Source organism: Comamonas terrae, assembly GCF_001544075.1.
GTDB lineage: Bacteria > Pseudomonadota > Gammaproteobacteria > Burkholderiales > Burkholderiaceae_C > Comamonas > Comamonas terrae.
Window position 1 is genome coordinate 55614 of the sequence record NZ_BCNT01000003.1, and the last position, 24580, is coordinate 80193.

The 24580-nt window shown below is 67.1% G+C and carries 24 protein-coding genes; 15 read left to right on the top strand and 9 right to left on the bottom strand.

The window, feature by feature from the left end:
* Positions 1-64 precede the first annotated feature (64 nt).
* The 4 genes from Cte04_RS03595 to bamC all read left to right on the top strand — a co-directional run bounded on the left by Cte04_RS03595 (position 65) and on the right by bamC (position 5119).
* Positions 65-649 carry a class I SAM-dependent methyltransferase gene (locus Cte04_RS03595; protein ID WP_066472168.1) on the top strand — a complete coding sequence of 195 codons (585 nt, stop codon included), beginning with the start codon at positions 65-67 and terminating at the stop codon, positions 647-649.
* A gap of 65 nt (positions 650-714) precedes the next feature.
* The gene (locus tag Cte04_RS03600) at positions 715-2853 is read left to right on the top strand and encodes a DUF6630 family protein (RefSeq protein WP_066472177.1); all 2139 of its coding nucleotides are present in this window, start codon (positions 715-717) and stop codon (positions 2851-2853) included.
* Between the two features lie 187 nt (positions 2854-3040).
* Entirely contained in the window at positions 3041-3937 is an 897-nt protein-coding gene (gene dapA / locus Cte04_RS03605; RefSeq protein ID WP_066472180.1) for a 4-hydroxy-tetrahydrodipicolinate synthase, read from the top strand.
* A 63-nt stretch (positions 3938-4000) separates the two neighbouring features.
* Positions 4001-5119: an NlpB/DapX family lipoprotein gene (gene bamC, locus Cte04_RS03610; protein WP_066472182.1), complete on the top strand. Its 1119-nt coding sequence runs from the start codon at positions 4001-4003 to the stop codon at positions 5117-5119.
* A 253-nt stretch (positions 5120-5372) separates the two neighbouring features.
* Here the strand turns inward: bamC and Cte04_RS03615 are convergent, their stop codons facing one another.
* The 3 genes from Cte04_RS03615 to Cte04_RS03625 all read right to left on the bottom strand — a co-directional run bounded on the left by Cte04_RS03615 (position 5373) and on the right by Cte04_RS03625 (position 8310).
* The gene (locus Cte04_RS03615) at positions 5373-5645 is read right to left on the bottom strand and encodes a hypothetical protein (RefSeq protein ID WP_083526491.1); all 273 of its coding nucleotides are present in this window, start codon (positions 5643-5645) and stop codon (positions 5373-5375) included.
* Between the two features lie 373 nt (positions 5646-6018).
* Positions 6019-7149 carry a JmjC domain-containing protein gene (locus Cte04_RS03620; RefSeq protein ID WP_066472188.1) on the bottom strand — a complete coding sequence of 377 codons (1131 nt, stop codon included), beginning with the start codon at positions 7147-7149 and terminating at the stop codon, positions 6019-6021.
* 186 nt (positions 7150-7335) lie between these two features.
* A complete protein-coding gene (locus Cte04_RS03625) occupies positions 7336-8310 on the bottom strand; it encodes an AraC-like ligand-binding domain-containing protein (protein WP_066472192.1) in 975 nt (324 codons plus the stop codon).
* Positions 8311-8536: 226 nt separating this feature from the next.
* On the opposite strand from Cte04_RS03625, the gene Cte04_RS03630 reads away from it, so the two are divergent.
* From Cte04_RS03630 to Cte04_RS03655, 6 genes are all read left to right on the top strand, one after another.
* A complete protein-coding gene (locus Cte04_RS03630; protein WP_066472195.1) occupies positions 8537-9784 on the top strand; it encodes an amino acid ABC transporter substrate-binding protein in 1248 nt (415 codons plus the stop codon).
* A gap of 143 nt (positions 9785-9927) precedes the next feature.
* Positions 9928-10803 (top strand): branched-chain amino acid ABC transporter permease, encoded by an 876-nt coding sequence (locus tag Cte04_RS03635; protein ID WP_066472198.1) that lies wholly within the window; start codon positions 9928-9930, stop codon positions 10801-10803.
* The gene (locus tag Cte04_RS03640) at positions 10800-11729 is read left to right on the top strand and encodes a branched-chain amino acid ABC transporter permease (RefSeq protein ID WP_066472201.1); all 930 of its coding nucleotides are present in this window, start codon (positions 10800-10802) and stop codon (positions 11727-11729) included. The genes Cte04_RS03635 and Cte04_RS03640 overlap by 4 nt, the downstream gene beginning before the upstream one ends.
* Positions 11726-12493 carry an ABC transporter ATP-binding protein gene (locus Cte04_RS03645; RefSeq protein WP_066472204.1) on the top strand — a complete coding sequence of 256 codons (768 nt, stop codon included), beginning with the start codon at positions 11726-11728 and terminating at the stop codon, positions 12491-12493. The genes Cte04_RS03640 and Cte04_RS03645 overlap by 4 nt, the downstream gene beginning before the upstream one ends.
* Positions 12486-13199, top strand: a complete 714-nt coding sequence (locus tag Cte04_RS03650) for an ABC transporter ATP-binding protein (RefSeq protein ID WP_066472206.1) — start codon at positions 12486-12488, stop codon at positions 13197-13199. Before Cte04_RS03645 ends, Cte04_RS03650 begins: the two co-directional genes overlap by 8 nt.
* Positions 13200-13263: 64 nt before the next feature.
* Positions 13264-14715: an aldehyde dehydrogenase gene (locus Cte04_RS03655; protein ID WP_066472208.1), complete on the top strand. Its 1452-nt coding sequence runs from the start codon at positions 13264-13266 to the stop codon at positions 14713-14715.
* A 73-nt stretch (positions 14716-14788) separates the two neighbouring features.
* Here Cte04_RS03655 and Cte04_RS03660 read toward each other — a convergent pair whose 3' ends face one another.
* Positions 14789-15532, bottom strand: a complete 744-nt coding sequence (locus Cte04_RS03660) for a DUF2076 family protein (RefSeq protein WP_066472211.1) — start codon at positions 15530-15532, stop codon at positions 14789-14791.
* A 208-nt stretch (positions 15533-15740) separates the two neighbouring features.
* Between Cte04_RS03660 and Cte04_RS03665 the strand changes: the two genes are divergently transcribed.
* Positions 15741-16262, top strand: coding sequence for an FKBP-type peptidyl-prolyl cis-trans isomerase (locus tag Cte04_RS03665; RefSeq protein WP_066472214.1), 522 nt, complete (start codon positions 15741-15743; stop codon positions 16260-16262).
* Between the two features lie 73 nt (positions 16263-16335).
* Here the strand turns inward: Cte04_RS03665 and Cte04_RS03670 are convergent, their stop codons facing one another.
* Both Cte04_RS03670 and Cte04_RS03675 read right to left on the bottom strand, forming a co-directional pair.
* Entirely contained in the window at positions 16336-16896 is a 561-nt protein-coding gene (locus tag Cte04_RS03670) for an outer membrane lipoprotein (RefSeq protein WP_066472216.1), read from the bottom strand.
* Positions 16897-17111: 215 nt separating this feature from the next.
* Positions 17112-17480, bottom strand: a complete 369-nt coding sequence (locus tag Cte04_RS03675; RefSeq protein WP_066472218.1) for a PepSY domain-containing protein — start codon at positions 17478-17480, stop codon at positions 17112-17114.
* A 169-nt stretch (positions 17481-17649) separates the two neighbouring features.
* On the opposite strand from Cte04_RS03675, the gene Cte04_RS03680 reads away from it, so the two are divergent.
* Genes Cte04_RS03680 through Cte04_RS03690 form a run of 3 tightly spaced genes read left to right on the top strand, consistent with a single transcriptional unit; the run spans position 17650 to position 20214 of the window.
* Positions 17650-18009, top strand: a complete 360-nt coding sequence (locus Cte04_RS03680; RefSeq protein ID WP_066472220.1) for a PepSY domain-containing protein — start codon at positions 17650-17652, stop codon at positions 18007-18009.
* Positions 18010-18028: 19 nt separating this feature from the next.
* Entirely contained in the window at positions 18029-18733 is a 705-nt protein-coding gene (locus Cte04_RS03685; RefSeq protein ID WP_066472235.1) for a response regulator transcription factor, read from the top strand.
* Positions 18730-20214 carry a sensor histidine kinase gene (locus Cte04_RS03690; RefSeq protein WP_066472243.1) on the top strand — a complete coding sequence of 495 codons (1485 nt, stop codon included), beginning with the start codon at positions 18730-18732 and terminating at the stop codon, positions 20212-20214. The genes Cte04_RS03685 and Cte04_RS03690 overlap by 4 nt, the downstream gene beginning before the upstream one ends.
* A 137-nt stretch (positions 20215-20351) precedes the next feature.
* Here the strand turns inward: Cte04_RS03690 and dut are convergent, their stop codons facing one another.
* The 3 genes from dut to coaBC form a co-directional block, all read right to left on the bottom strand.
* Positions 20352-20801: a dUTP diphosphatase gene (gene dut, locus Cte04_RS03695; protein ID WP_066472245.1), complete on the bottom strand. Its 450-nt coding sequence runs from the start codon at positions 20799-20801 to the stop codon at positions 20352-20354.
* A gap of 129 nt (positions 20802-20930) precedes the next feature.
* On the bottom strand, positions 20931-21479 hold the full coding sequence (locus tag Cte04_RS03700; RefSeq protein ID WP_066472248.1) for a hypothetical protein: 549 nt from the start codon (positions 21477-21479) through the stop codon (positions 20931-20933).
* Complete coding sequence (gene coaBC / locus Cte04_RS03705; protein WP_066473883.1) at positions 21476-22723, bottom strand: bifunctional phosphopantothenoylcysteine decarboxylase/phosphopantothenate--cysteine ligase CoaBC; 1248 nt, start codon at positions 22721-22723, stop codon at positions 21476-21478. The genes Cte04_RS03700 and coaBC overlap by 4 nt, the downstream gene beginning before the upstream one ends.
* A 136-nt stretch (positions 22724-22859) precedes the next feature.
* On the opposite strand from coaBC, the gene pyrG reads away from it, so the two are divergent.
* Positions 22860-24518 (top strand): CTP synthase, encoded by a 1659-nt coding sequence (pyrG, locus tag Cte04_RS03710; protein ID WP_066472250.1) that lies wholly within the window; start codon positions 22860-22862, stop codon positions 24516-24518.
* The last annotated feature ends 62 nt before the right edge of the window (positions 24519-24580 follow it).

Here is a 24580-nt window from a genome sequence, read left to right on the forward strand (position 1 = left end):
GGATACCGGCCTACACGGCCGGCCCGAAGAGCACAGCCGGCGCGCTGCTATAGTTTTCGGCAAGATGACCTGCCCCCAGACCGCAGAGGCGCACAGGCTGCCTCCTTCCCATGGCGCCCAAGCGCCTTCCGCATGGATTGCCCGCTTCGCCCATCTGGTGCGCCCTGGCGGAACCGTGCTGGACATTGCCTGCGGCCTTGGCCGCCACATGCGCCTGTTCCATGCACAAAAACATGCCGTCACCGGCATAGACAAGGCGCCGGATGCTATCGAAGCCGCAGCCAGCATGGGCGAAGCCATCCAGGCCGATATCGAAAGCCATCCCTGGCCGTTGGCCGGACGCAGTTTCGACGGCGTGGTCGTGACCAATTACCTCTGGCGCCCGCTGTGGCTGCAGATCCTGGCCAGCGTCCGGCCCGGCGGCGTGCTGCTCTATGAAACCTTTGCCCAGGGCAACGAGGCCTATGGCAAGCCCTCGCGCCCCGACTTCCTGCTTGCGCCCGGCGAGCTGCTGCAGGTCTGCGCGGGCTGGAACATCGCGGCCTACGAGCACGGCCTGCTGCGCGGTCCCGAGCGCGTGGTGCAGCGCATCGCCGCCATCCGGCCCGATGGCGCAGCGCCTTGCGTGCCCGCCCCGCTGCAAGGCTGAAGCCGCCGGGCCCTGCCCTGCGCCTTCTCGCATCCCTCTGTCTTCCGCCTCCACGGATACGCTCCATGCCGAACTACGCCCTGCTGCTCGCCCACGACGAACATCCCGGCCCGACCACCGAGTGGCCTGCCGAGCCCGGCGGTCCCTGCGACGGCTGGGCCGAGTGGTTCAGCACCACGCCCCTGCTGTTCAGTTTTCTCATGGGCGACGCCCGCCACCTGCCCGAACCCGTGCCCTGCAGCGCCTACCAGGACAATGAAAGCCTGGCCAGCCTGGCGGCCCCCATGGATCAGGTCAAGGCGCGCTGGCAATGGCTCAAGGCGCAGATGGAGCCGCTGCCCGCCCACTGGCCGGACTCGGTCAGGAAAAACTGGCAGCAGATCGACACCATCATCAGCCAAAGCCGGCGCCACTGGCTGCTGCTGGACTGCGCGACCTTGATTCCGCACGAGCTGGACTCGTCCGAGTACGCGGCAGATCTCCAGACCCTGCGCGAACGCTGCCTGCAATGGGACTGCGGCGCGGACGGCCTGCCCGAAGCGCTGCAGGTTTTGGAGCAGCATCCGCAGCTCCACTTTGGGTGGTGGAGCCACTCGGTGCTTGCCCGCACCGAAGTGATAGAGCGGGACAACGACGACGACTGGCCTGCCTGGCTCAAGGACAACTATGTGGAGCGCTACCACAGCGCCTGGGACGAAGGCACCGATGCCTATTGCGTGATGCCCCTGAAGCATCCTCGCACAGGCGAGAAACTGCCCGGCGAAAACGAGCGCGGCAACTGGCCTGTGGGTCTGGTCACGCCCTATGGCCGCTGGCTGGTCAAGCCTGTCGAAGGCGCTTGCGGTGCCTACACATCAGGCGGCCACATCAATGTCCGCTACCCTGAAGCCAGGGAAGGCGAAGGCGAGAAATCCGGCATCAAGGACTTGAACGGCAACTGGCTGGTACCGCCATCCGCGGGCTACCTCAATGCCTATGCCATCACGCCGCGGGTCATGGCCTGCCAATCGGCACTGGGCCAGGGCGAAGACCTGCGCAGCCTGCCGGGCCTGGAGCTGTTGCACGAGGGCGTCTACAACATCCTCCACAACGAGGAGCAGGACGCCTTCATCCGCGCGCTCGCCGGCCCGCAGGAGGCGCCGCGCATGCTGCTGCTGGACCTCCACGGCAAGCCCGTCTTCGACAGCAGCCGCTACGAGCACGTGAGCGACTTCAACGCCAAGACCGGCCTGGCCGTGGCCCGCATCCGCGTGCCCTGCACCGACGACAACGGAGAGGGCAGCTGCCGCATCCATGAAGGCGTGGTCCACATCAGCGGCAAGGAAATCATTCCCTGCGAATACGAGCTGATCGAGCGCGGCTTCTCGGACTCTCCGCCCAGGGTGCTGCCCGGCGGCAAGCTGCTGGCCTTCACCCACCAGGGCCAGCCCCGCGTCTACAGCACCCGGGGCAAACTGCTGGCCGCACCCGACATCTGGTGCCCGCCGCTGCACCGCGACCTCAGGAAGAACGAACTGCTGTGCTTCATGGGCGAAGGCGACGAGGCCGAAATGGGCATGTTCTCCATCAAGGACTTCGACTTCGTGCGCACGGGCGAGACCTGGCAGGACTACCGCGCTGCCCTGAAGGGCATGTTCAGAGGCCTGGACGGCCAGGCCGTGGAAACCCGCAGCATGACCCGCAAGGAACTGCTGGAGGCCGAGGACCATGACTGGATGCAGGACCTGGCCCGCATGCTGTGCCTGGACAACGCGGACGAGGCCGCCGAGCTGTTGCAGCAGTGGCGCGACTGCGTGGCCGACCCCGATCCTGCCGAACTGGGCTGGGATGAGAATGCGGAGGAATTCGACCCCGAGCTGATGCAGATCAGCGGCGACGAGAACGCGCTCACGCTGTACTGGGTGCACCTGCTGGCCGTTGCCACGCAATTCGCGCGCTTCGACTGGAAGGATGCCGACGGCATGGCCGACACCCGCTGGCTGCCCGGCACCGACGACTGGCACTGGGACACGCCGGCCGACGGCATGGAAGCGGGCCTGGAGCACATGGCCGAACACCTGGCCGCGCGCGGCCTGGCCCTGGTCAGGCTGGCCACCGATGACGACAGCCTGCGCATCACCGTGGTGCGCGCAGGCGACGCCGAGGCCTTCATCGAGCGCCTGGCCCAGGCCGGCATCCGTGCCTGGAGCCATGCCTGCGCCTGACGAACGTCGTCTTCCACATCACAACAATATGACGCAATAACATTTAGAATTCATACATATCGTCATTTATTAACAACATATCGGCGAAAAATCATATTTGCTCTCAGCATGCACCGGCAAACCACACAAGCCGGTGCAAGCCTGTTTGTAGAATGGCTTTTTCCTGTTTCAGCCTCAGATTGCGGACATGACATCTTCCTCCGTCGCCCTCACTGGCAGCATTGTTGCCCTCATCACGCCCATGCACGAGGACGGTAGCGTCGACTACCCGAGTCTGCGCAAACTGATCGACTGGCACGTTGCCGAGGGCACCGACTGCATCGGCGTGGTGGGCACCACCGGCGAATCGCCCACGGTCAACGTGGAAGAGCACTGCGAGATCATCCGCGTGGCGGTGGAGCAGGCTGCCGGCCGCGTCTCCATCATGGCCGGATGCGGCGCCAACAGCACGCACGAAGCCATCGAGCTGGCCCGCTACGCCAAGAAAGTCGGCGCCGACAGCCAGCTGCAGGTTGTGCCCTACTACAACAAGCCCACGCAGGAAGGCCAGTACCAGCACTTCAAGGCCATTGCCGAAGCCACCGGCGATCTGCCCGTGGTCCTGTACAACGTGCCCGGCCGTTCCGTGGCGGACATGCAGCACGACACTGTGCTGCGCCTGGCCCGGGTTCCCGGCATCGTGGGCATCAAGGAGGCCACGGGCAACATCGAGCGCGCGCAGTGGCTGATCCGCGAAGTTCCCGAGGGTTTCGGCGTCTACTCGGGCGACGACCCGACCGCCGTGGCCCTGATGCTGTGCGGCGGCCACGGCAACATCAGCGTGACAGCCAACGTGGCGCCGCGGCTGATGAGCGAGCTGTGCAAGGCGGCACTGGCCGGCGACGTCAAGCGCGCCATGGAAATCCAGTTCAGGCTCATGCCGGTGCACAAGAGCCTGTTCGTCGAAGCCAATCCCATTCCCGTGAAGTGGGCAGCGGCGCGCATGGGCCTCAGTGGCCCTACCATGCGCCTGCCCATGACGCCCTTGAGCCAAAATCTTGAGCCTGTCGTTGAGGGTGCTCTACGCGAAGCCGGGCTGCTGTAATCAGCTTGAGATAAGCTAGCGGCTTTTCGCTCACTGCATGAACGCTACCCAAGGACAATCCGCGTGAAACAACACACTGCACGTTTAGGCCTGCTCAGCATCGCCCTGGGCCTTTCGGCTTGTACGACGACGTTTCAAGAAACCAAGATCGACTACAAGAGCGCTGGCAAGTCGCAGACTCCCAGCCTGGAAGTGCCACCGGACCTGACCCAGCTGTCCCAGGACTCCCGCTACACCGTCCCCGGCGGTGTGGTTTCCGCAGCAGCCATGCAGGCCAATGCCCAGGCCGCCAAGCCCACCAGCAGCAACACGGCCACCAATGCCATTGGCGATGTCCGCATCCAGCGCGACGGCAACCAGCACTGGCTGGTGGTCAGCCGGCCTGCCGACAAGCTATGGGAGCCCGTGCGCGATTTCTGGCTGGAAAACGGCTTCATCTTCGTGAGCGAAGATCGCCAGCTGGGCATCCTGGAGACGGACTGGGCCGAAAACCGCGCCAAGCTGCCGCAGGACATCATCCGCAAGACCCTGGGCAAGGTGTTCGACTCCCTGTACTCCACCAGCGAGCGCGACAAGTTCCGCACCCGCCTGGAGCGCGAATCCGACGGCACGACCCATATCTATGTGACCCACCGCGGCATGGAGGAGGTCTACACCAGCAGCCAGAAGGACAACACCATCTGGCAGCCCCGGGCGCGCGATCCCGAGCTGGAAACAGAATTCCTGCGCCGCATGATGGTCAAGCTCGGCGTGAGCGAAGAGCAGGCAGCTGCCGTGGCCAAGGCCGACCGTGCTGCTGCCGTGACGGCCGTCAACGGCGGCGTGCGCATGGATACGGTCAACGGCCAGCCCGTGCTGCAGATCGACGAAGACTTCGACCGCGCCTGGCGCCGCGTGGGCGTGGCTCTGGACCGCACCGGATTCACCGTGGAAGACCGCGACCGCAGCCGCGGCATCTACTTCGTGCGCTACGTGGATCCCAACGCCAAGGTCGAAGCCAAGGGTTTCTTCAGCAAGATCTTCAGCCGCGGTGCCGAAGCTGCGGCTCCGGTCAAGTACCAGGTGCAGGTCAAGGGCGAAGGCAGCAAGTCCAGCGTCACGGTGCTCAACACGCAAGGCCAGCCCGAGACATCGGCCAATGCCCAGCGCATCATCCGCGTGATCACCGACGACCTCAAGTAAGCGGCCCGCATCGCTTCATAGAGCAAAGCCACCTGCCTGCGCAGGTGGCTTTTTGCTTTCCCGATCCAGGTTGCGAAAGCCGGCACCGGCACGCAACGTCACGTCCTTGAAACCTGAAACACAGACCCATTCCAGTCCGCAGCGCCGTCAATTGCCATGACGCAAGCCCCTGCGATGAAGAGCCGCCAAAAACAAAAAACCGCACCAGGGTGCGGTTTTTTTTGCTGGGCCTGAGCCCGCTGCAAGCAATGGATTACTTGGCGGTAGCTTGGCCGGCAGCGGCGTCAGCGTTGGCCTTGGCAGCGTCGGCATCAGCAGCGGGGGCAGCGGGAGTTTCGGCAGCGGGAGCGGCAGGTGCTTCGGCAGCGGGAGCGGCAGGAGCTTCGGCAGCAGGAGCGGCGGGAGCAGCAGGTGCGGGAGCTTCAGCAGCAGGTGCGGGTGCGGGAGCAGGTGCTTCTTCCTTCTTGCCGCAAGCGGCCAGAGCTGCAGCAGCGATCACGGTAGCCAGAATGAGAGAGTTCTTCATCACAATTTCCTCAAGTAGGTTCAGCAGACAGTATTTGCATCGCCATTACGGTCAGCCTGTTGCAGCTATTGATCGCTTTGGCAGATCACGTCAAACAGTAAATTCGACTCGGAACGCATTATAGGGAAGTTTTGTCAATGCTGACTAATACTGACAGCATCTGAACAATTCCGCACAAATCGGTCCTGCTCCGATTCACCGGGACAGGCGGGGCCTGTCTTGGGTAACACTGTGAACCACAAATAGTTTTCTGTCAATTTACTGACGGACAGTACGCAATTCTTTACACAATCTTTGCGTACTCCAGCATGTCAGCAAAAATCATGACGCCAGCGGATATGCGAACTTAGCATTCGCGCCCGCTTGATGTCTGTCAGACAGCATCTGCTGAGCGCACCCAGCCGGCATCGAACCACGATGACAGCAGCTCCAGGGCATCGTCGCTGGCCCGCGCCAGATCGGTGCGCGAAAGACGGCGCGTGTCGGCCAGCTTGCGCATCAGCGTGGCATCCCTGCCTGCGGCCAGGTAGCTCTCGCCATTGATAAAGATGTGTTTGGCGTCATACATCATGCGCGTGCGGCGGTCGAGCACCACGCTTTCGAACATGCCGTTTTCCTCGCCATGCTCGAACCAGACATTGGATTTGGGTTCTGTCAGGTATTCGCCCAGCGCACGCTCCAGCGCCAGCGGCTCGGCCAGCGCACGCTCCAGCGCAGACCGCGCGAAATCGTGCAGGGCCCGGGGGATCTCGCCGGGCGTTTCCACGGCGGGCTGGTCCGCATCGCGATAGACCACGGGGGCTTCCGGTTCATCGGGCTCGTCGGACAGGCGCAGCAGCAGCTCGCGCGCCAGCTCTTCGCGGGCCGGCGAGCGAAAGCCGATGGAGTAGGTCATGCACTCGCCTTCGGCCACGCCGTCGTGCGCCCACTTGGGCGGCAGATACAGCATGTCGCCAGGTTCGAGCACGAACTCTTCTTCGGGCTCGAAGTGCGAAAGTATCTTGAGCGGGACATCGGGCTGCAGCGACAGATCCTTTTGCCTGCCGATGCGCCAGCGGCGCTTGCCGTGGGTCTGCAGCAGGAAAACGTCGTAGCTGTCGAAGTGCGGGCCGACACCGCCCTGGTCGGTGGCGAAGCTGATCATCAGGTCGTCCAGGCGCGCTTCGGGGACGAAGCGGAACTGCTGCAGCAGCTGGTGGACTTTGTCGTCGTGCAGGTCCACGCCCTGCACCAGCACCGTCCAGCCCGGCGTGTCCAGCGAAGGCAGGCCGCGGCGCGACAGCGGGCCGTGCTTCATCCTCCAGCTGCCGTCGTCCTGGTGCTGGATCAGGCGCGATTCCACGCCGTCCTCGCCGGCCATGGCCAGCAGCCTGGCGCGTGGTATCAGGGGTTTCATGCCCGGGATGGCCTGGCGCACCAGCAGCGGTTTTTTGTGCCAGTGGCGGCGCATGAATTGGGAAGCTGTCAGCCCGCCCAGCAGGGGCAGCGGTTGGTTGATGTCCATGGGAAAGGCAGTCCGCTCGTCAAGAGCAATAAAAAGCGATGGGGCGCATTGTCCTATGAGTGCCCGCGCCCGGCAGCGGCGGCGGGCAAGGCCAGGTGGCAAGGCCAGGTGGCAACGCCAGCCAGCCGCTTTCATTTCGATAGCCTTCAGCGCTTCCCCATCAAGGGGAAAAGGCATATTCAAGGCTCAGTTGAGCGAGGTCATCCCGGCCGCACTCTGCGCAGCGCGGAACTGCGCCGGCGTCAGGCCCGTGTGCTGCTTGAACAGACGGCTCAGGTGCGCGCCGCTGGCAAAGCCGCAGGCCAGCGCCAGCTCCGTCAGCGTGCAATGCTGCAGCCCGGGCTGCAGCAGCTCGCGCTGGAACAGGGCCACGCGCTCGGCCCAGATGAACTGGCCGATGGAATGCGGCTCGTCGGCAAACGCGTTGTAGAGATGGCGCTTGCTGCAGTTGAGCGCTGCGGCGATGCCCTCCACGCTCAGGCCGGGGTCTCGCAGATGCTGGCGCACATAGGCCTTGATGCGGCTGCGCAGCAACTGCGCGGGCGTGAGCATGGCGGCCCGGCCGCAGGCATCGAGCAGCGACAGCTGGATGAGCTGCACCAGCGTGTCCGCCACATGCAGGGCCAGGCCCTCGCCCATGGTCCGGCATTCGGCAAAGGTGCCGCGCATCACGTCCAGCGCAATGCGCGAGACCCCCTCGCTGCCGCCCACATAGCTGCCGACCAGGGCGTCGACGGCGCGGCCGTGGTCCTGGAAACGGCTCTTGGGCAGGGTGATGATGAGGTGCTCGCTCCACTCGGGGTTGAGCACCTCGTATTCCTGCGTGGTGTCGTAGATCAGCCACTGGCCGCTGCGCGCGCGGGCCTCGCGGCCGTTCTGGCGCACGGTGGCGCAGCCCTGCCAGGGCGCCACGATCTTGAGGAAGTCCGTGCGGCGGCTGGCCATGGCGTCCGAAGTGCGGCGCACGCGATGGCGGCCGGCCTCGATCTTGGTCATGCCCACGCGCCCTAGCGCCAAAGTGCCCAGCCGCGCGCAGAAATGCGCATCGCCATAGGCGTCGCTCTCCAGTCCGTAAAGCGTGGACATCCATTGCTGCCACGCGCCAATGGCCCGGGCGCCCTGCATCTCGGTCATCTGGTAGGCGGGTGAGGCGTGAGGCATGGCTTCTCCTGAAGCGGCAACAGGATGCTTCATTATCCATAGCACCTGCCATGCTGGCGCAGCAGAGACCGGCGGCAACCGGGGAAATCGGTGTTTACCCATATGCGACTGCACTGCGGGACAAGACGTTGTGCACGCCCAGACAAACCCCTGCCGGCGCGATTTCCTAGGATGAGGCGACAAACGGCCAGCCCATGAGCCGGACCGATCCACCGAGGAGACATCCATGCCACCGTCGAACAAGCGCCTTGTCCTCAAACGTCGTGCCCTCAAGGGCCTTGCCGCCGCCATGGCCCTGGCAGGCCTGGGCGGCCTTTCCGCCAGGGCTGCCGCCCAGGAGGCACCCAAATCCGTGCGCATTGGCTGGGCCATTGCCAAGACCGGCGTGAACGCGGGCGGCACGGCCGCCACCGTCACGCCCAACTACAGGCTCTGGGTCAAGGAGATCAACGACGCGGGCGGCATTTTGCTCAAGGCCTACAACAAGCGCGTGCCCGTCGAGGTCGTCGAATACGACGACCGCTCCAGCACCGAGGAAGCCGTGCGCGCCACCGAGCGCCTGATCACCCAGGACAAGGTGGACTTCGTGCTGCCGCCCTGGGGCACGGGCACCAACCTGGCCGTGGGCCCCACCTACGAAAAGCACAAGTACCCGCTGCTGGCCGCGACCTCGGTGACCGACAAGGCGCCCGAGCTGGCCAAGCGCTGGAAGCACGCCTTCTTCCTGCTGGGCACGGGCGGCGAATATGCCGAGGACCTGGTCGCCACGCTGGAAAAGGCCAAGACCGAGGGCAGGATCAACAACAAGATCGCCATGGTCAACATCGCCGACGGCTTCGGCGTGGAGCTGGCCAATGCCACGCGCAAGGCCGCCAAGAAGCACGGTTTCGAGCTGGTCTACGACAAGAGCTATCCCATCGGCACGCAGGACATGACGCCCGTGATCAACGAGGCCAAGGGCAAGGGCGCGGACACCTTCGTCGCCTACTCCTACCCGCCCGACACCATGCTGATCACCGAACAGGCGCGCACGCTGGGCCTGGCGCCCAAGGTGATGTTCACCGGCGTGGGCACGCAGTTCCCCATGTTCAAGGGCAAGTTCGGCAAGGCCGCCGAAGGCATCATGGCGCCCGGCGGCATCGACGCGGCCAGCCCGCAGATGCAGGCCTACCTTCAGCGCTTCAAGGAAGCCACGGGCCAGGAATCCGACCGCTTTGCCAGCCCCATCGTCTACGCCTCGCTGCAGATGCTGCAGCAGGCCCTGGAGCGCGTGGGCAGGATAGACCGCGCGGCCGTGACCGAGGAGATCCGCAGCGGCAGCTTCGAGACCGCGATCGGCACCGTCAGGCTCGAAAACCAGATGCTCACCAGGCTGTGGCATGTGGGCCAGTGGCAGGGCGGCGAGTTCAATGCCATCGCTCCGACGAACCGCGCCGGCGCCAGGCCGGCCGTGATTCCCAAGCCCGGCTGGTGATGCACGCCACGGCCTCCTGCTGCTGCGCGGGTGCCGTGCAAGCGGCTCATGGACTATCAAAAAAAATAGCTGCCAGCGCACGCCTGCAATTATTTCTGAAATGAATAAATCACAAGAACCATGAATTGCCAGCGTCAAGCGCTATGAATCTGATAGACATTCTTCTCGCGGGCGCCATGCTGGGCGGGCTCTACGGGCTGGTGGCCATGGGGCTGACGCTGCAGTACGGCGTGGCCCGCATCATGAATCTCTCGTATGGAGAATTCCTGATCGCGCCGGCCTTTCTCGCCTACTTCGCCGTCACCTCCCGGGGCCTCTCGCCCCTGTGGCTGCTGGTGCTGGCCGTGCCCCTGGGCTTTGCCGTGCAGTGGCTGATCTACCAGTTGCTGCTCACGCCCCTGGTGCGCCGCGCCCGCGGCGGCCCGGCGCTGGAGGCGGACTCCATACTCGCCACCTTCGGCATGCTGTTCGTGGTGCAGGGCCTGATGCTGGCGGGCTTCGGCGGCGACTACCACAGCTACACCTATCTGGCCGATCCCGTGGAGGTCCTGGGCAGCAAGGTCGCCGCCAACCGGCTGCTGGTGCTGGCCGTGGCCCTGGTGCTGGGCGGCGGCCTGTACCTGCTGCTCACGCGCACCCGCGCCGGCGCCGTGGTGCGCGCCGTCGCTGTGGCGCCGCAGTTCGCGCACCTGGTGGGCATCAACGTGCGCCAGACGGCGGCCCTGGCCTTCGGCCTGGGCGGCGCCCTGGTGGCCGCCAGCGGCGTGCTGGTCAGCATGTTCCTGCCGTTCTCGGCCAGCATGGGCACCATGTTCGCGATGAAGGCGCTGATCGTCGTCATCATGGGCGGCGTGGGCAATCTCCTGGGCTGCCTGGCCGCAGGCATGCTGCTGGGCTTTGCCGAGACGCTGGTGGCCTCCTTCGTCGATCCCGGCCTGACGCTGGCCGTGAACTACGGCGTCTTCCTGCTGGTGCTGCTGCTGCGGCCCACGGGCCTGTTCGGGAGGAGCGCGCGATGAGCCGCAAGGAAATCCTGGCCTGGGCCGCCGGTACCTGCGTGCTGCTGGGCCTGGCCCTGCTGCCGCGCTGGCTGGAGGACGACTACTACCTGTCCCTGCTGATCAGCATCCTCATGTACTGCGTGCTGGCCACGTCCTGGGCGCTGTTCTCGGGCCCCACGCGCTATGTGTCGCTGGCCACCGTGGCCTTCTTCGGCCTGGGCGCCTATGTGACGGCCGTGTTCGGCGAGCAGTTGCCCTGGGCCGCGGTGCTGGCCATCGCCGCGGGCGCGGGCCTGGCTGTGGCGCTGGTCGTGGGCCTGTCCACGCTGCGCCTGTCGGGCGTGTACTTCGTGATCTTCAGCTTCGGCCTGGCCGAACTGGTCAAGCAGCTGGTGACCTGGTGGGAGGTGAACGTCACCAAGGACCTGGGCCGCTACGTGTTCGTGGACATCACCCAGCTCGACATCTACTGGCAGCTGCTGGCCCTGCTGGCCCTGGTGCTGGGCCTGCGCGCGCTCATCCACCGCTCGCGCCTGGGCCTGGCCCTGCGCGTGATCGGCGAGGACGAGACCGTGGCCAAGCACGTGGGCATCAACACCACGCATGCCAAGGTGCTGCTGTTCACCGCCAGCGCCGTGTTCATGACGGTGACCGGCGCCATCATGGCACCGCGCTGGACCTATATCGACCCCAGCATCGCCTTCGCGCCCGTGATCTCCTTCCAGACGCTGATCATGGCCCTGCTCGGCGGCGCGGGCGCGCTGCTGGGACCCGTGCTCGGCGCCGTGCCGCTGGTGCTGCTGTTCGAGTACCTGGGCGCGCACTTTCCCAACCACTTCTCCATCCTGCTGGGCCTGGTGTTCATCGTGATCGTCTACTTCGTGCCCCAGGGCCTGTCGGGCTGGACCACCCGGTTCTCCCGCCGCAAGAAAGGGCGCCCATGACTGCGGCCCACACCTGCACGCTGCTGTCCGTGCGCTCGGCCACCCGGCGCTTTGGCGGCCTGGTCGCCGTCAACCAGCTGAGCTTCGACCTCTACCCCGGCGAGGTCGTGGGCCTGCTCGGCCCCAACGGTTCGGGCAAGACCACGGCCATGAACCTGATCTCGGGCGCCCTGCCCGCCCATGGCGGACAGATCCTGTTCAACGGCCAGCCCATACACGCGCTCAAAAGCCACCAGATCGCCCGCCTCGGCATTGCGCGCACCTTCCAGCTGGTGCGGGTGCTGGGCCCGCTCAGCTGCCAGGACAACGTCATCGCCGGCATGGCCTTCAAGCCGCGGCCGCTGTTCGGCAAGGCCGCCGCGGCGCACGCGCAGGAGCTGCTGCAGCGCGTGGGCCTGGAGCGGCACGCCGCCCTGCCCGCCGGCGAGCTGACCTATATCGACCAGAAACGCCTGGAGCTGGCCCGCGCCCTGGCGCTGGAGCCGCGCCTGCTGCTGCTGGACGAGTGGCTGGCCGGCCTCAACCCCACCGAGCTGCAGCAGGGCATCGCGCTGATCCGCCAGCTGCAGGGCAGCGGGCTGACGATTCTCATGGTCGAGCACGTGATGGACGCCGTGCATGCGCTGTGCAGCCGCTGCGTGGTGATGCATGCCGGCACCCGGATCGCCGAGGGCGCAACCGCCCAGGTGCTGCGCGACCCCGAGGTCGTGCGCGCCTATCTGGGCGGCGAAGAGGACGACAGCCGGGAGGCCGCCCATGCTTGAGGTACGCCATCTGTCCGTGCGCTACGGCAAGCACCAGGCACTGCACGAGGTGGCGCTGCAGGTCCAGCCGGGCGAACTGGTCGTGATGCTGGGGGCCAACGGTGCCGGCAAGTCCAGCCTGCTCAAGGCCCTGGGCGGCATGGTCGCGGCCGATGCCGGCGCCAGCGCCCGCCTGGCCGGCCAGGAGCTGATGCAGCTGCCCGCGCATGCCATCGTGCAGTCGGGCCTGGCCCTGGTGCCCGAAGGGCGCGGCGTGTTCGGCGACCTGAGCGTGAAGGAAAACCTGCAGCTGGGCGCCCAGCCGCGGCGCGCCCGCGTCGGCGAGGCGCAGAATCTGGAGCGCGTCTTCACCCTGTTTCCCAAGCTGCGCGACCGGCTGGCCCAGACCGTGCGCACCATGAGCGGCGGCGAGCAGCAGATGGTGGCCGTGGGCCGCGCGCTCATGAGCCAGCCGGATATCCTGCTGCTCGACGAGCCCTCGCTGGGCCTGTCGCCACTGATGTGCAGGGAGCTGTTCGCGGCGCTGGCGCGCATCAAGACCCTGGGCATGGGCGTGCTGCTGGTGGAGCAGAACGCGCGCCAGAGCCTGGCCATCGCCGACCGCGGCTATCTGCTGGAGACCGGCCGCATCGTGGGCGAGGGCTCGGCCCGGGAGCTCAGCGGCAGCCCCGCCGTGCGCCGCGCCTACCTGGGCGGCTCACACTGAAAAGCATTCATGGCGCCCGGATGGACGGGCGCCCACTTCTGAACCTTCCCAAGGAGATATGGCAATGATTGAACAGAAAATGCTGATTGCCGGAGCGGCATGCGAAGCCGGCAACGGCGCCACTTTCGAGCGCCAGAACCCGCTCGACGGCTCGGTGGCCACGCGCGCGCCTGCCGCCACCACCGAGGACGCCGTCCGCGCCTGCAACGCGGCCGCGGCCGCGTTTCCCGCCTGGTCCAGGCTGGGGCCCACGGAGCGCCGCCAGATGCTGATGAAGGCGGCACAGGCGCTGGAGGCCAAGGCCGAGGCCTTTGCCGCCGCCATGGCCGCCGAGACCGGCGCCTCGGGCATCTGGGCCGGCTTCAACGTGCACCTGGCCGCCAACATGTTCCTCGAAGCGGCTTCGCTGACCACACAGATCAGCGGCCAGATCATTCCCTCGGACGTGCCCGGCAGCGTGGCCATGGCCGTGCGCCAGCCCGCCGGCGTGGTGCTGGGCATCGCGCCCTGGAACGCCCCGGTCATCCTGGCCACGCGCGCCATCGCCACGCCGCTGGCCTGCGGCAACACCGTGATCCTCAAGGGCTCGGAGCTGTGCCCCGCCACCCACGGCCTCATCATCGAGGCCCTGCAGGAAGGCGGCCTGCCGCCGGGCGTGGTGAACTTCGTGACCAATGCGCCCGAGGATGCGGGCGCCGTGGTCGAGGCCATGGTGGCCCACCCTGCCGTGCGCCGCGTGAACTTCACGGGCTCCACGCGCGTGGGCCGCATCATCGGTCAGACTTGCGCCAAATACCTCAAGCCGGCCATCCTGGAGCTGGGCGGCAAGGCGCCGTTCCTGGTGCTGGACGACGCCGACATCGACGCCGCCGTGGCCGGCTGCACCTTCGGCGCCTTCGCCAACTCGGGCCAGATCTGCATGTCCACCGAGCGCATCATCGTGGACGAGGCCGTGGCCGAGGAATTCATCGCCAAGCTGGTGGCCCGCGCCCAAACCCTGCCCCTGGGGGATCCTCGCCAGGGCCCGGTGGTATTGGGTTCGGTAGTGGACATGAACACCGTCACCCGCGTCAACGCGCTCATCGACGATGCTGTGAGCCAGGGAGCCCGGATCCTCTGCGGCGGCAAGGCAAGCAACACGCTGATGCCCGCCACGCTGATCGACGGCGTGACGCCCGGGATGCACATCTTCCGCGAGGAAACCTTTGCGCCCGTGAAGGCCATCGTGCGCGTGCGCGGCGAAGACCAGGCCATTGCCATGGCCAACGACAACGAGTTCGGACTGTCCTCGGCCGTCTATACGCGCGACACGGCCCGCGGCTGGCGCGTGGCCGCGCGCATCGAGGCCGGCATCTGCCATGTCAACGGCCCCACGGTGCACGACGAGGCGCAGATGCCGTTCGGCGGCGTGAAGAACTCGGGCTACGGCCACTTCGGCGGCCAGGCCGGCATCGACGCCTTCACCGACACGCGCTGGATCACCCTGCAGACCGAACCGCGCCATTACCCGTTCTGACGCCGCGCGCCATGAAAAAGCCGCCTTTTCAGGCGGCTTTTTCGATCAGGCACGGCCCCCGGGGCCGCCTTGCTCAGGCAAAGCTGTCGTCGTCGAAATAATCGCCGCCGTCCAGGCTGTTGCTGCTGGCGGTGTCGAAGATGCTGTCGATGCCGGCATCGCGCGCCAGCTGGTCGGAACCGCCGCTGTCGCCATAGAAGTTCTGCGTGATGTTCTCCTGCACGGCCGGCTGGCCCGCGCTGCCGCCGCCGAAGAGCCCGCTGCCCGCTCCGCGGTGGCCGCCCAGCAGGCTTTCCAGCCCGTTGAACAGGAACATGCCGCCGGCCACGCCGGCAGCCGACGCGGCGGCGCTGCTCAGAAAACTGCTGCCTGCCGAGGCGGCCGGGGCCGGCGCATAGGTCGGCGCGGGCGCAGCCGCAGGCCTGGGCGCGGCGCCAAACCAGCGCTCGCGCCAGCCCGAAGGCTGCTGGGGCGGGGCGCCGCGGTAGCCCGCATATTCGGATTCCTGCTCATAGCCTCGCTCAGGCGTGCGGCCGAACTGCGTGCCCAGCCCCCCCGAAAGAAAGCTGCCGGCGCCTTGCTGCGTGCCAGCGCCGGCCTGGGCCGCCTGCTGCTGCAGCTGGGCAATCTGCTGCTGCGCCTGCTGCAGTCCCTGCTCCAGCAGCAAGGTGCGCTGGGCCAGCCAGTAGGCTGCGTCGGGCACCGCCGCCAGACCCTGGCGGATTTCCGCCTCGGCCTGCGGGTCCTTGGGAGTGCCCTGGGCCTGTGCCAGGCGCTGGAACAAATCGTGCAGCAGTTGCTGTTCTTGAGAGGTCATGGTCCTTGTCCTTTCTGCCGAGCAGATAGGGTCAGTATGCGCGGCAGCAAGAGCCCATTTGTGAAGGCTTCCCGCATGCTGGTTGCACGGTGTAACAGCGCCTGCGCCCCGCCCGCAGCGCAGGCTGCTGCGGGGCGCTGCAAGGCTTTGGTCCACATGGGACAATGGCGGCCATCGCGCCCCGGGCGCCAATGCACAAGCAACAACCATGGAAGTTACCGAACAATGCGTGGTCGCACTGACCTGGACGCTGAAAGACACACTGGGCGAAGAGCTGGACGTGCTCGACGAACCGGTCGAATTCCTGGTCGGCGGGGATGACCTGCTCAAGCGCGTGGAGGATGCGCTGCAGGGCCATACCGCGGGCCAGACGCTGGACCTGCACCTGGAGCCCGAAGAGGCTTTCGGCGACTACGACGAGAACCTGATCTTCCTCGAGCCGCTGGCACTTTTCCCCAAGGAAATCGAGGAAGGCATGACCTTCGAGGCCAGCGCCCTGCCCAAGGGCTGCAGCCAGGTGCCGGCGGACCTGCTCTATACCGTGAGCGAGATCTACCCCGAGCATGTGGTGCTGGACGGCAACCACCCGCTGGCCGGCATCGCCCTGCGCCTGCACCTGAAGATCGAAGGCGTGCGCGAAGCCACCGAGGAAGAGATCGGCCGCGGCACCGTGGGCACGGGCTTTTTCCGCATCGCCCCCATGGCGCCGGGCAACGACACGCTGCACTGAGCGGACGGACCGCGCCCATGAAAAAGGGACTCCGCCGGAGTCCCTTTTTGCTGCGCCGCGCCGGCCCTGTGGATCAGCGGTAGATCTGGTTGCCGTCCACGCGCACGTATTCGCCGATGTTGAGCTGGGGCGGCTGCTGGTAGTCGAAGGCGCGCACGCTGCCGTCGTTGAGCTGCACGGTCACGCGGTAGATGTCGCGCACGCTGCCGCCGCCCATGCCGTTTTGCACGGCATTGCCCGCCAGTGCGCCGCCGACCACGCCGGCAATCGTGGCCAGCGTGCGGCCCGAGCCCTTGCCCACCTGGTTGCCCAGGACGCCGCCGATCACGCCGCCGGCAATGGCGCCGCCGGCACCCACGCCGCTGGAGTCCTGCACGCGCACGGTCTCGATGTTGAGCACGCGGCCCTGCTGGGCATAGTTGCCGTTCTGGTAGCCGTAGCCGCCGTTGTTCGCGGGATAGGCGGGGTAGGTGCTGGCCTGGTAGCCGCCGGTCTGATAGCTGCCTGTCTGGTAGGTGTTGGTCTGGTAGCCCTGGGCGGGATAGCGGCCCTGGGGATAGGCAACACATGCCGAGAGCATGGCCACCACGGCACCTGCAGCGGCAAGACGGCTCCAGCGTTGAATGGCTTGCATCGAGAAATCTCCTGTGGTCGAAAGTAGCGGACAGGCCCCTGGCAGCTGCGCCGGTGCAGATGCGCGGGAATCCGCTGTTCCCGGCTTCTACGGCACCCGGCCGCGATCCTGTCCCGATGATGCTCTATCAACGCGGCCTCTGCCGTAGGCGACGACAGCGCTCACATTTGCTCACCAAAAAGGCGCGCTGCAACACCTGCCTGCACAAGCGGCACTCAGCGGCGCGTGTGCACATCCACCAGCGTGCCGCTGCGGGCGTCCACATAGAGCTTGACCGCCCGGCCGTCGGCGCTCGTGGCCTTGAGCTTGTACAGGCCGTCGGCCCAGCGGATCTCCTGCAGATCGCGGTATCCGATATGCACCAGGCGGTCGCGGATCTCGCTGGCCGGTAGCGTGCTGGCTGCGGCCCCTGCCGGTGCGCCGGTTGCGCCGCTCTGTGCCGGGGAAGGCGCCGCCTCGGCCTGGACCGCGGCCGAAGCCAAGAGCATCAGCGCCGCGCCGGTGGCCAGCACCGCGCGGCGCAGCTGCTGCGCCAGGGTGCCGCAATGGGTATCGATGCGCGCGGTGCAGGTCTGGAAATCCATAGGTCTCCTTCAGGGACGTGTTGCGGGTGAAAGACAGCCCCAATGCCGCAATGCCAAAAAGGCCGGGAAGCCGGGCTGCATGGGTGCCATTGTTCGAAAACCTGCCTGAACGCCGCCTGAAGCGCCTGTTCAGCCTGCGTTCATCCTGGCTCCGCTATAAGCCTGAACCATGACTGCCTGCCCGCCTTCCCGCCTTGCCCCACCCACCTGCCGTGTCCGCCGGCTCGTGCAGGCCGCCGCTCTGGCCTGCGCCCTGCTGCCGTCCGCCTGGCTGCAAACGGCCCAGGCCGGCAGCGACGACCACGAACTGGCCCGCCAGGCCCTGCAGCAAGGCAAGATACTGCCTTTGCGCACGGTGATGGACCGCGTGGAGGAGCAATACCGGGGCCAGGTGATCAAGGTGGAATTCGAGCGCGACGACGGCCTGTTCGTCTACGACATCCGCCTGCTGCAGAACGACGGCAAACTGGTCAAGCTCAAGCTCGATGCACGCGACGGCAGCCTGATCAGCATGAAGCGCAAGAACTGAGCCGCGAAGAGAGGAAAGCATGCGAATCCTGTTGGTCGAGGACGAACCCACGCTGCGCGGGCAGCTGCTGCAGGCGCTGCAGCAGGCAGGGCACACGGTGGAAACCGCCGCGGACGGCGCCACGGCCCAGTACCTGGGCGAAGTCGAGGACTTCGACGCCGCCGTGCTGGACCTGGGCCTGCCCGTGCGCGACGGGCTGACCGTGCTGCGCGCCTGGCGCGAGCAGGGCCGGCCCATGCCGGTACTCATCCTCACGGCCCGCGCGGCCTGGCACGAGAAAGTGGCCGGCATGGACGCCGGGGCCGACGACTATCTGGCCAAGCCCTTCCACATGGAGGAACTGCTGGCGCGGCTGCGCGCGCTGCTGCGGCGCCTGAGCCCGCATGCCAGCGCACACTGGCAGTGCGGCCCCATCGTGCTCGATTCGCGCCAGGCCCGCGTCACCGTGGACGGCCGGGCGCTCACGCTCACCAGCCATGAATTCAAGGTGCTGGCCCTGCTCATGCAGCGCGCCGGCGCCGTGGTCTCGCGCACCGAGCTGTCCGAGCACATCTACCCGCAGGACAGCGACCGCGACTCCAACACCATCGAAGTCTTTGTAGGCCGCCTGCGCAAGAAGCTGCCCCCCGGCAGCATCGCAACCGTGCGCGGCCTGGGCTACCGGCTCGTGGACACCGCCGGGGCCGGCCAAGCCTGGGCCGCCGGCACGCCGCTGAGCGCATGAGCGGCGCCCCCGGCTTCGCGCCCTGGCGCCTGGCGGGCTGGCGCGGCTCGCTGCGCCTGCGCCTGTTCGTGGGCACGCTGGTCTGGGTGCTGATGGCCATTGCCGTGGCCGGCTGGGGCCTGCGCGCGCTGTTTGCCGAGCACATCGCCCAGCAGCTGCGCAGCCAGCTCGTGCTGCAGCTGGACCGGCTCAGCGCCGGCGTCAACCTGCAGGGCGACGGGCGCATCGGCGTCCAACCCGCGCCCAGCGACCAGCGCCTGCAGCAGCCGTTGTCGGGCCTGTACTGGCAGATCGACCAGCTCGATGCCGCGGGCCGCGGCACCGCGCATGCGGGCGTGCAGCGCTCGCGTTCGCTGTGGGACCAGACGCTGGACTGGTCGCGCTTCGCGCCGCAAGGCGGCGCGGCAGCGCTCGTCCACGGGCGCCTGCCCATGGCGCAAGGCCAGCCCGGCAAGGCGGACCGGTGGCTGGAAGTGGTGTCCCGCGAGCTGCAGCTGCCCGAGGCCGGCGCGCCGCCGCTGCGCCTCATGGTCGCGGCCGACGGCAGCCTGCTGGCCGAGCCGCTGCAGCGCTTCACGCGCATGCTGGCCATGGCCCTGGGCACGCTGGCGCTGGGGCTGATCGCGGCCGTGGCCATCCAGCTGCAGCTGGCGCTGGCGCCGCTGGCGGCCATCCGCCGGCAGCTGGCGGCGATACGCCAGGGCGACGCCGCCGAGCTGCAGGGCCGGCACCCGAGCGAGCTGATGCCGCTGGTGCAGGAGTTCAACCATGTGCTGCAGACCAATGCCGAGATGGTGCAGCGCGCGCGCACCCAGGCCGGCAACCTGGCCCACGCGGTCAACACGCCGCTGACCATTCTGGCCAATGCCGCCGCGCAGCAGGACTCTGCGCTGGCCGAGCTGGTGCGCGAGCAGGTGGCCAGCGCCAGCCGCCAGGTGGAGCACCATCTGGCGCGCGCGCGCGCCGCAGCCACCCAGGCCGCCGGCCTGCGCACGCCGCTGCAGCCGCCGCTGCAGTCGCTGGTGCGCACCATGGCGCGGCTGCATGCGGGCCGCGGCATCCGCTTCGAGATCGAGGGGAGGCCCGAGGACTGGGACTTTCGCGGCGATGTGCAGGATCTGATGGAGATGCTGGGCAATCTGCTCGACAACGCGGGCAAATGGGCGCGCTCCACGGTGCGGCTGCAGGTGCAGGGCCAGGACCAGTGCGTGGTGCTGTGCGTGGACGACGACGGCCCGGGCATAGAGCAGCAGGCGCGCGAGCGCATTTTCGAGCGCGGCCGGCGCCTGGACGAAAAGCGCCCGGGCACGGGCCTGGGCCTGGATATCGTGCGCGATCTGGTGCAGTCGTATGGCGGCCGCATCGAAGCCCGCACCGCCCCGCTGGGCGGCCTGCGCATGCGGCTGGAGCTGCCCGCCATTCCGCATGCGGATACGCCAGCCAGGCCGTCTATCCAAGGGCAGGACTCAACAAAAGCATAGCTGCTTGCGCTTTCTGCACCTTGGATTCATGCAGAAACTTGGTTGTTTCTTATGTCCATCAGGCGCTGCAAGCTCCTTGAAGCATAGCAACCCGGCATGGGCTGCCCGACGCTTTCCTTGGTCAGCGGCTCTGGCCCCTACTGCTTGCCGGTCGAGCCGTAGCCACCCTCGCCGCGCTCGCTGGCATCGGCGAATTCCTCGACCAGATTGAAGCGGGCCTGCACCACGGGCACGATGACCAGCTGGGCCAGGCGGTCCATGGGCTGCAGCGTGAAAGCGGTCTGCGAGCGGTTCCAGGCGCTGACCATGAGCTGGCCCTGGTAGTCCGAATCGATCAGCCCGACCAGGTTGCCCAGCACGATGCCGTGCTTGTGGCCCAGGCCCGAGCGCGGCAGGATCATGGCGGCATAGCCGGGGTCCTGCAGATGCATGGCCATGCCGGTGGGGATCAGCTGCCACTGGCCGGGCTCCAGCACCACGGGCGCGTCGATGCAGGCGCGCAGGTCCAGGCCGGCGCTGCCGGGCGTGGCATAGGCGGGCATGTTCTCGCGCAGGCGCGCATCCAGAATCTTGACATCTACTTTCATAACAACCTTTGCTGGCGCGCCGCCGCTGCGGCGCGCTCTCGGATCTGCAAACGCCTTTCCCGCCACGGCCCGCAGGGCGGGCGGAAAGGCAAAGGGCGCCATTGTGCCTGCCGCCGGGAGCCGAATCGCTTATCTGCCCCGGAGCTTGGCGATCAGATTGCCCAGCAGCGAGAACCAGGCCATCAGCGACACCGCGGTGCCCAGGGCCGGCGAGACCCGCGTCAGCATCGCGCCCGCCACGACCATGAACAGCACGAACGGCGAAACCCAGGGACGCCGCCGGGGGGCGGCCTGCGCCTTGCGGCTGTCGATCTCACGCTCGATTTCCTGAAAGCGGCGCCTGGCCTCGGCTTTGGACAGGCGGGCGGCGGAGTTGCGGTCCGCGCCCTGCGCGGCGGGCCGGGCGCGCGCCGCGCTGGCGACGGCTCCTGCAGCGCCCAGGCGACGGGCCTGATCCGGCTGAGCCGGCTGCAATGGCTGGGCGGCCTCGCGGGCCTGCTGCAGCTTCTCTCGCATCTGGGCCAGCGGGGATTCCGACTGGCTGCCCGGCGTGGCCGAGGCCTGCATCACGGCACTGGCAATGCTGTGGCTCGTGCGGCGGAACTCGGGACTGGCGCGCAGCAGCTTGTCGACATAGGCCACATAGTCGCCATTGCGCGGGCCTTCGTAGGGGTTCACGGGCGCTCCTCCTTGCGCGCTGCCCCCCGGGCGGCGAGGCGCTGCGCAATGTCCTCGACCAGCTGGCGCGCCAGCACGGCCTTGGACGCATGGGGCAGCTCCTTGCTGCCGTGCTCGTCGATCAGCAGCAGGGCGTTGTCGTCCTTGCCGAAGGTGGCCGGCCCGATATTGCCCACCAGCAGCGGCACGCCCTTGCGCTTGCGCTTGGCGCTGGCGTGCTGCAGCAGGTCATGGCTCTCGGCCGCGAAGCCCACGCAGTACAGCTGGCCGCTGCGCGCGCGTTCGGACTGGGCGACCGTGGCCAGGATGTCGGGGTTCTCGACAAAGGCCAGGGCCGGCACGTCGCCCGATCCGTCCTTCTTGATCTTCTGGTCCGAGAATTCCGCCGGGCGCCAGTCGGCGACGGCCGCCGTGGCGACGAACACCGAGGCATCGCCGACGCGCGCCTGCACCGCCTCCAGCATCTGCCGGGCGGACTGCACATTGACGCGCGCCACGCCGCGCGGCGTGGCCAGGTGCACGGGGCCGGCCACCAGCGTGACCTCGGCCCCCGCCTCGCGCGCCGCGCGCGCAATCGCAAAGCCCATCTTGCCGCTGGAATGGTTGGTGATGCCGCGCACCGGATCGATGGCCTCGAAGGTCGGGCCGGCCGTCACCAGCACATGCTGGCCCTGCAGGCGCTTGGGCGTGAAGAAGGCTGCCAGTTCCTCCATGATCTCCTCGGGCTCCAGCATGCGGCCGTCGCCGGTCTCGCCGCAGGCCTGGCTGCCGTTGCCCACGCCCAGCACGGTGGCGCCGTCCAGCGCCACGCGCGACAGATTGCGCTGCGTGGCCGGGTGGGCCCACATCTCGCGGTTCATGGCCGGCGCCAGCAGCAGGGGTACGCGCTCCATGGGGCGGGCCAGGCACAGCAGGCTCAGCAGCTCGTCCGAGCGGCCCTGCACCAGGCGCGCGATGAAGTCCGCGCTGCACGGCGCGATCAGGATGGCGTCGGCTTCGCGGCTCAGGTTGATGTGGGGCATGTTGTTGGGTTCGCGCACATCCCACTGGGAGGTGTAGACTGCGCGGCCTGAAAGCGCCTGCATGGTGACCGCAGTCATGAACTGCTCTGCCGCCTCGGTCATCACCACCTGCACGGTGGCGCCGGCCTGCACCAGCAAACGGCACAGCTGCGCCGATTTGTAACAAGCCACGCCCCCGGAGAGACCCAGCACCAGATGTTTGCCTGCGAACACTTCAGTCATGGCGCGCAATTTAGCAGACCCGCGCCGCCGCCGCTGCAGCGCGAAAAGGCTTTGAACGGCCCGCTAGCACCCCTGCGCGCCACGCCGAAATTGGCGGCGCACCTATAATCCTGTTTTACCACCACCAAAAAAAGACATGACCAAGTTCGTCTTCGTCACCGGCGGTGTGGTGTCTTCCCTGGGCAAGGGAATCGCCTCAGCCTCCCTTGCAGCGATTCTGGAATCGCGCGGCCTCAAAGTCACCCTCATCAAACTGGACCCCTACATCAACGTGGACCCGGGCACCATGTCGCCCTTCCAGCACGGTGAGGTGTTCGTGACCGACGACGGTGCCGAGACGGACCTGGACCTGGGCCACTACGAGCGTTTCATCGAAACGCGCATGCGCCAGACCAACAACTTCACCACGGGCCGCATCTACCAGTCCGTGCTGGAAAAGGAGCGCCGCGGCGACTACCTGGGCAAGACCGTGCAGGTCATTCCCCACGTCACCAACGAAATCCAGGAGTTCATCAAGCGCGGCGCCGGCATCGGCACCGAGCATGAAGTGGATGTGGCCATCTGCGAGATCGGCGGCACCGTGGGCGACATCGAGTCCCTGCCCTTCCTCGAAGCCGTGCGCCAGCTGGCGCTCAAGCTGGGCCCCAACAACTCGGCCTTCGTGCACCTGACCTACCTGCCCTTCATCGAGACGGCCGGCGAGCTCAAGACCAAGCCCACCCAGCACACCGTGCAGAAGCTGCGCGAGATCGGCATCCAGCCCGATGCGCTGCTGTGCCGCGCCAAGCACCAGGTGCCCGGCGAGGAGAAGGAAAAGATCTCCCTGTTCACCAACGTGCCCGAATGGGGCGTGATCTCCATGTGGGACGTGGACACCATCTACAAGGTGCCGCGCATGCTGCACGAGCAGGGCCTGGACGGCCTGATCTGCGACAAGCTGCGCCTGAACACGCCGCCCACCAACCTCAAGCGCTGGGACGACCTGGTCTACGAGACCGAGCATCCGCAGGGCGAGGTCAAGATCGCCATGGTGGGCAAATACGTGGAGCTGTCCGACGCCTACAAGTCGGTCAACGAAGCGCTCAAGCACGCCGGCCTGCGCAACCACACTGGCGTGAAGATCACCCATGTGGACTCGGAGACCATTACCGACGCCAACGCCAAGCAGATGCTCAAGGAGTACGACGCCATCCTGGTGCCCGGCGGCTTCGGTTCGCGCGGCGTGGAGGGCAAGATCTCCACGGCCCGGTTCGCCCGCGAGAACAAGGTGCCCTACCTGGGCATCTGCCTGGGCATGCAGGTGGCCACCATCGAATATGCGCGCCATGTGGCCGGACTCGAGCAGGCCAACTCCACCGAGTTCGACCCCAAGACGCCCAACCCCGTGATCGCGCTGATCACCGAGTGGAAGGACGCCGACGGCACGATCAAGACCCGCGACGAGAACTCCGACCTGGGCGGCACCATGCGCCTGGGCGCCCAGTCCTCGGACGTGCAGCCCGGCACGCTGGCGCACAGCATCTACGGCGACGTGGTGACCGAGCGCCACCGCCACCGCTACGAAGCCAATACACAGTACCTGGGCAAGCTGCGCGAAGCAGGCCTGGTGATCTCGGCTCTGACCCAGCGCGAGCAGCTGACCGAAATCGTCGAGCTGCCCAAGGAAGTCCACCCCTGGTACATCGGCGTGCAGTTCCACCCCGAGTTCAAGTCCACGCCCTGGAACGGCCACCCGCTGTTCAATGCCTTCGTGAAGGCCGCGATGCAGCATCGCCAGGCCGCCAAGAAGGCATAAAAAAGAGAGCGGATCGCGCTTGATGAGTCACACTTGTCAAGCGCTTTTACATTGAGAGCGGC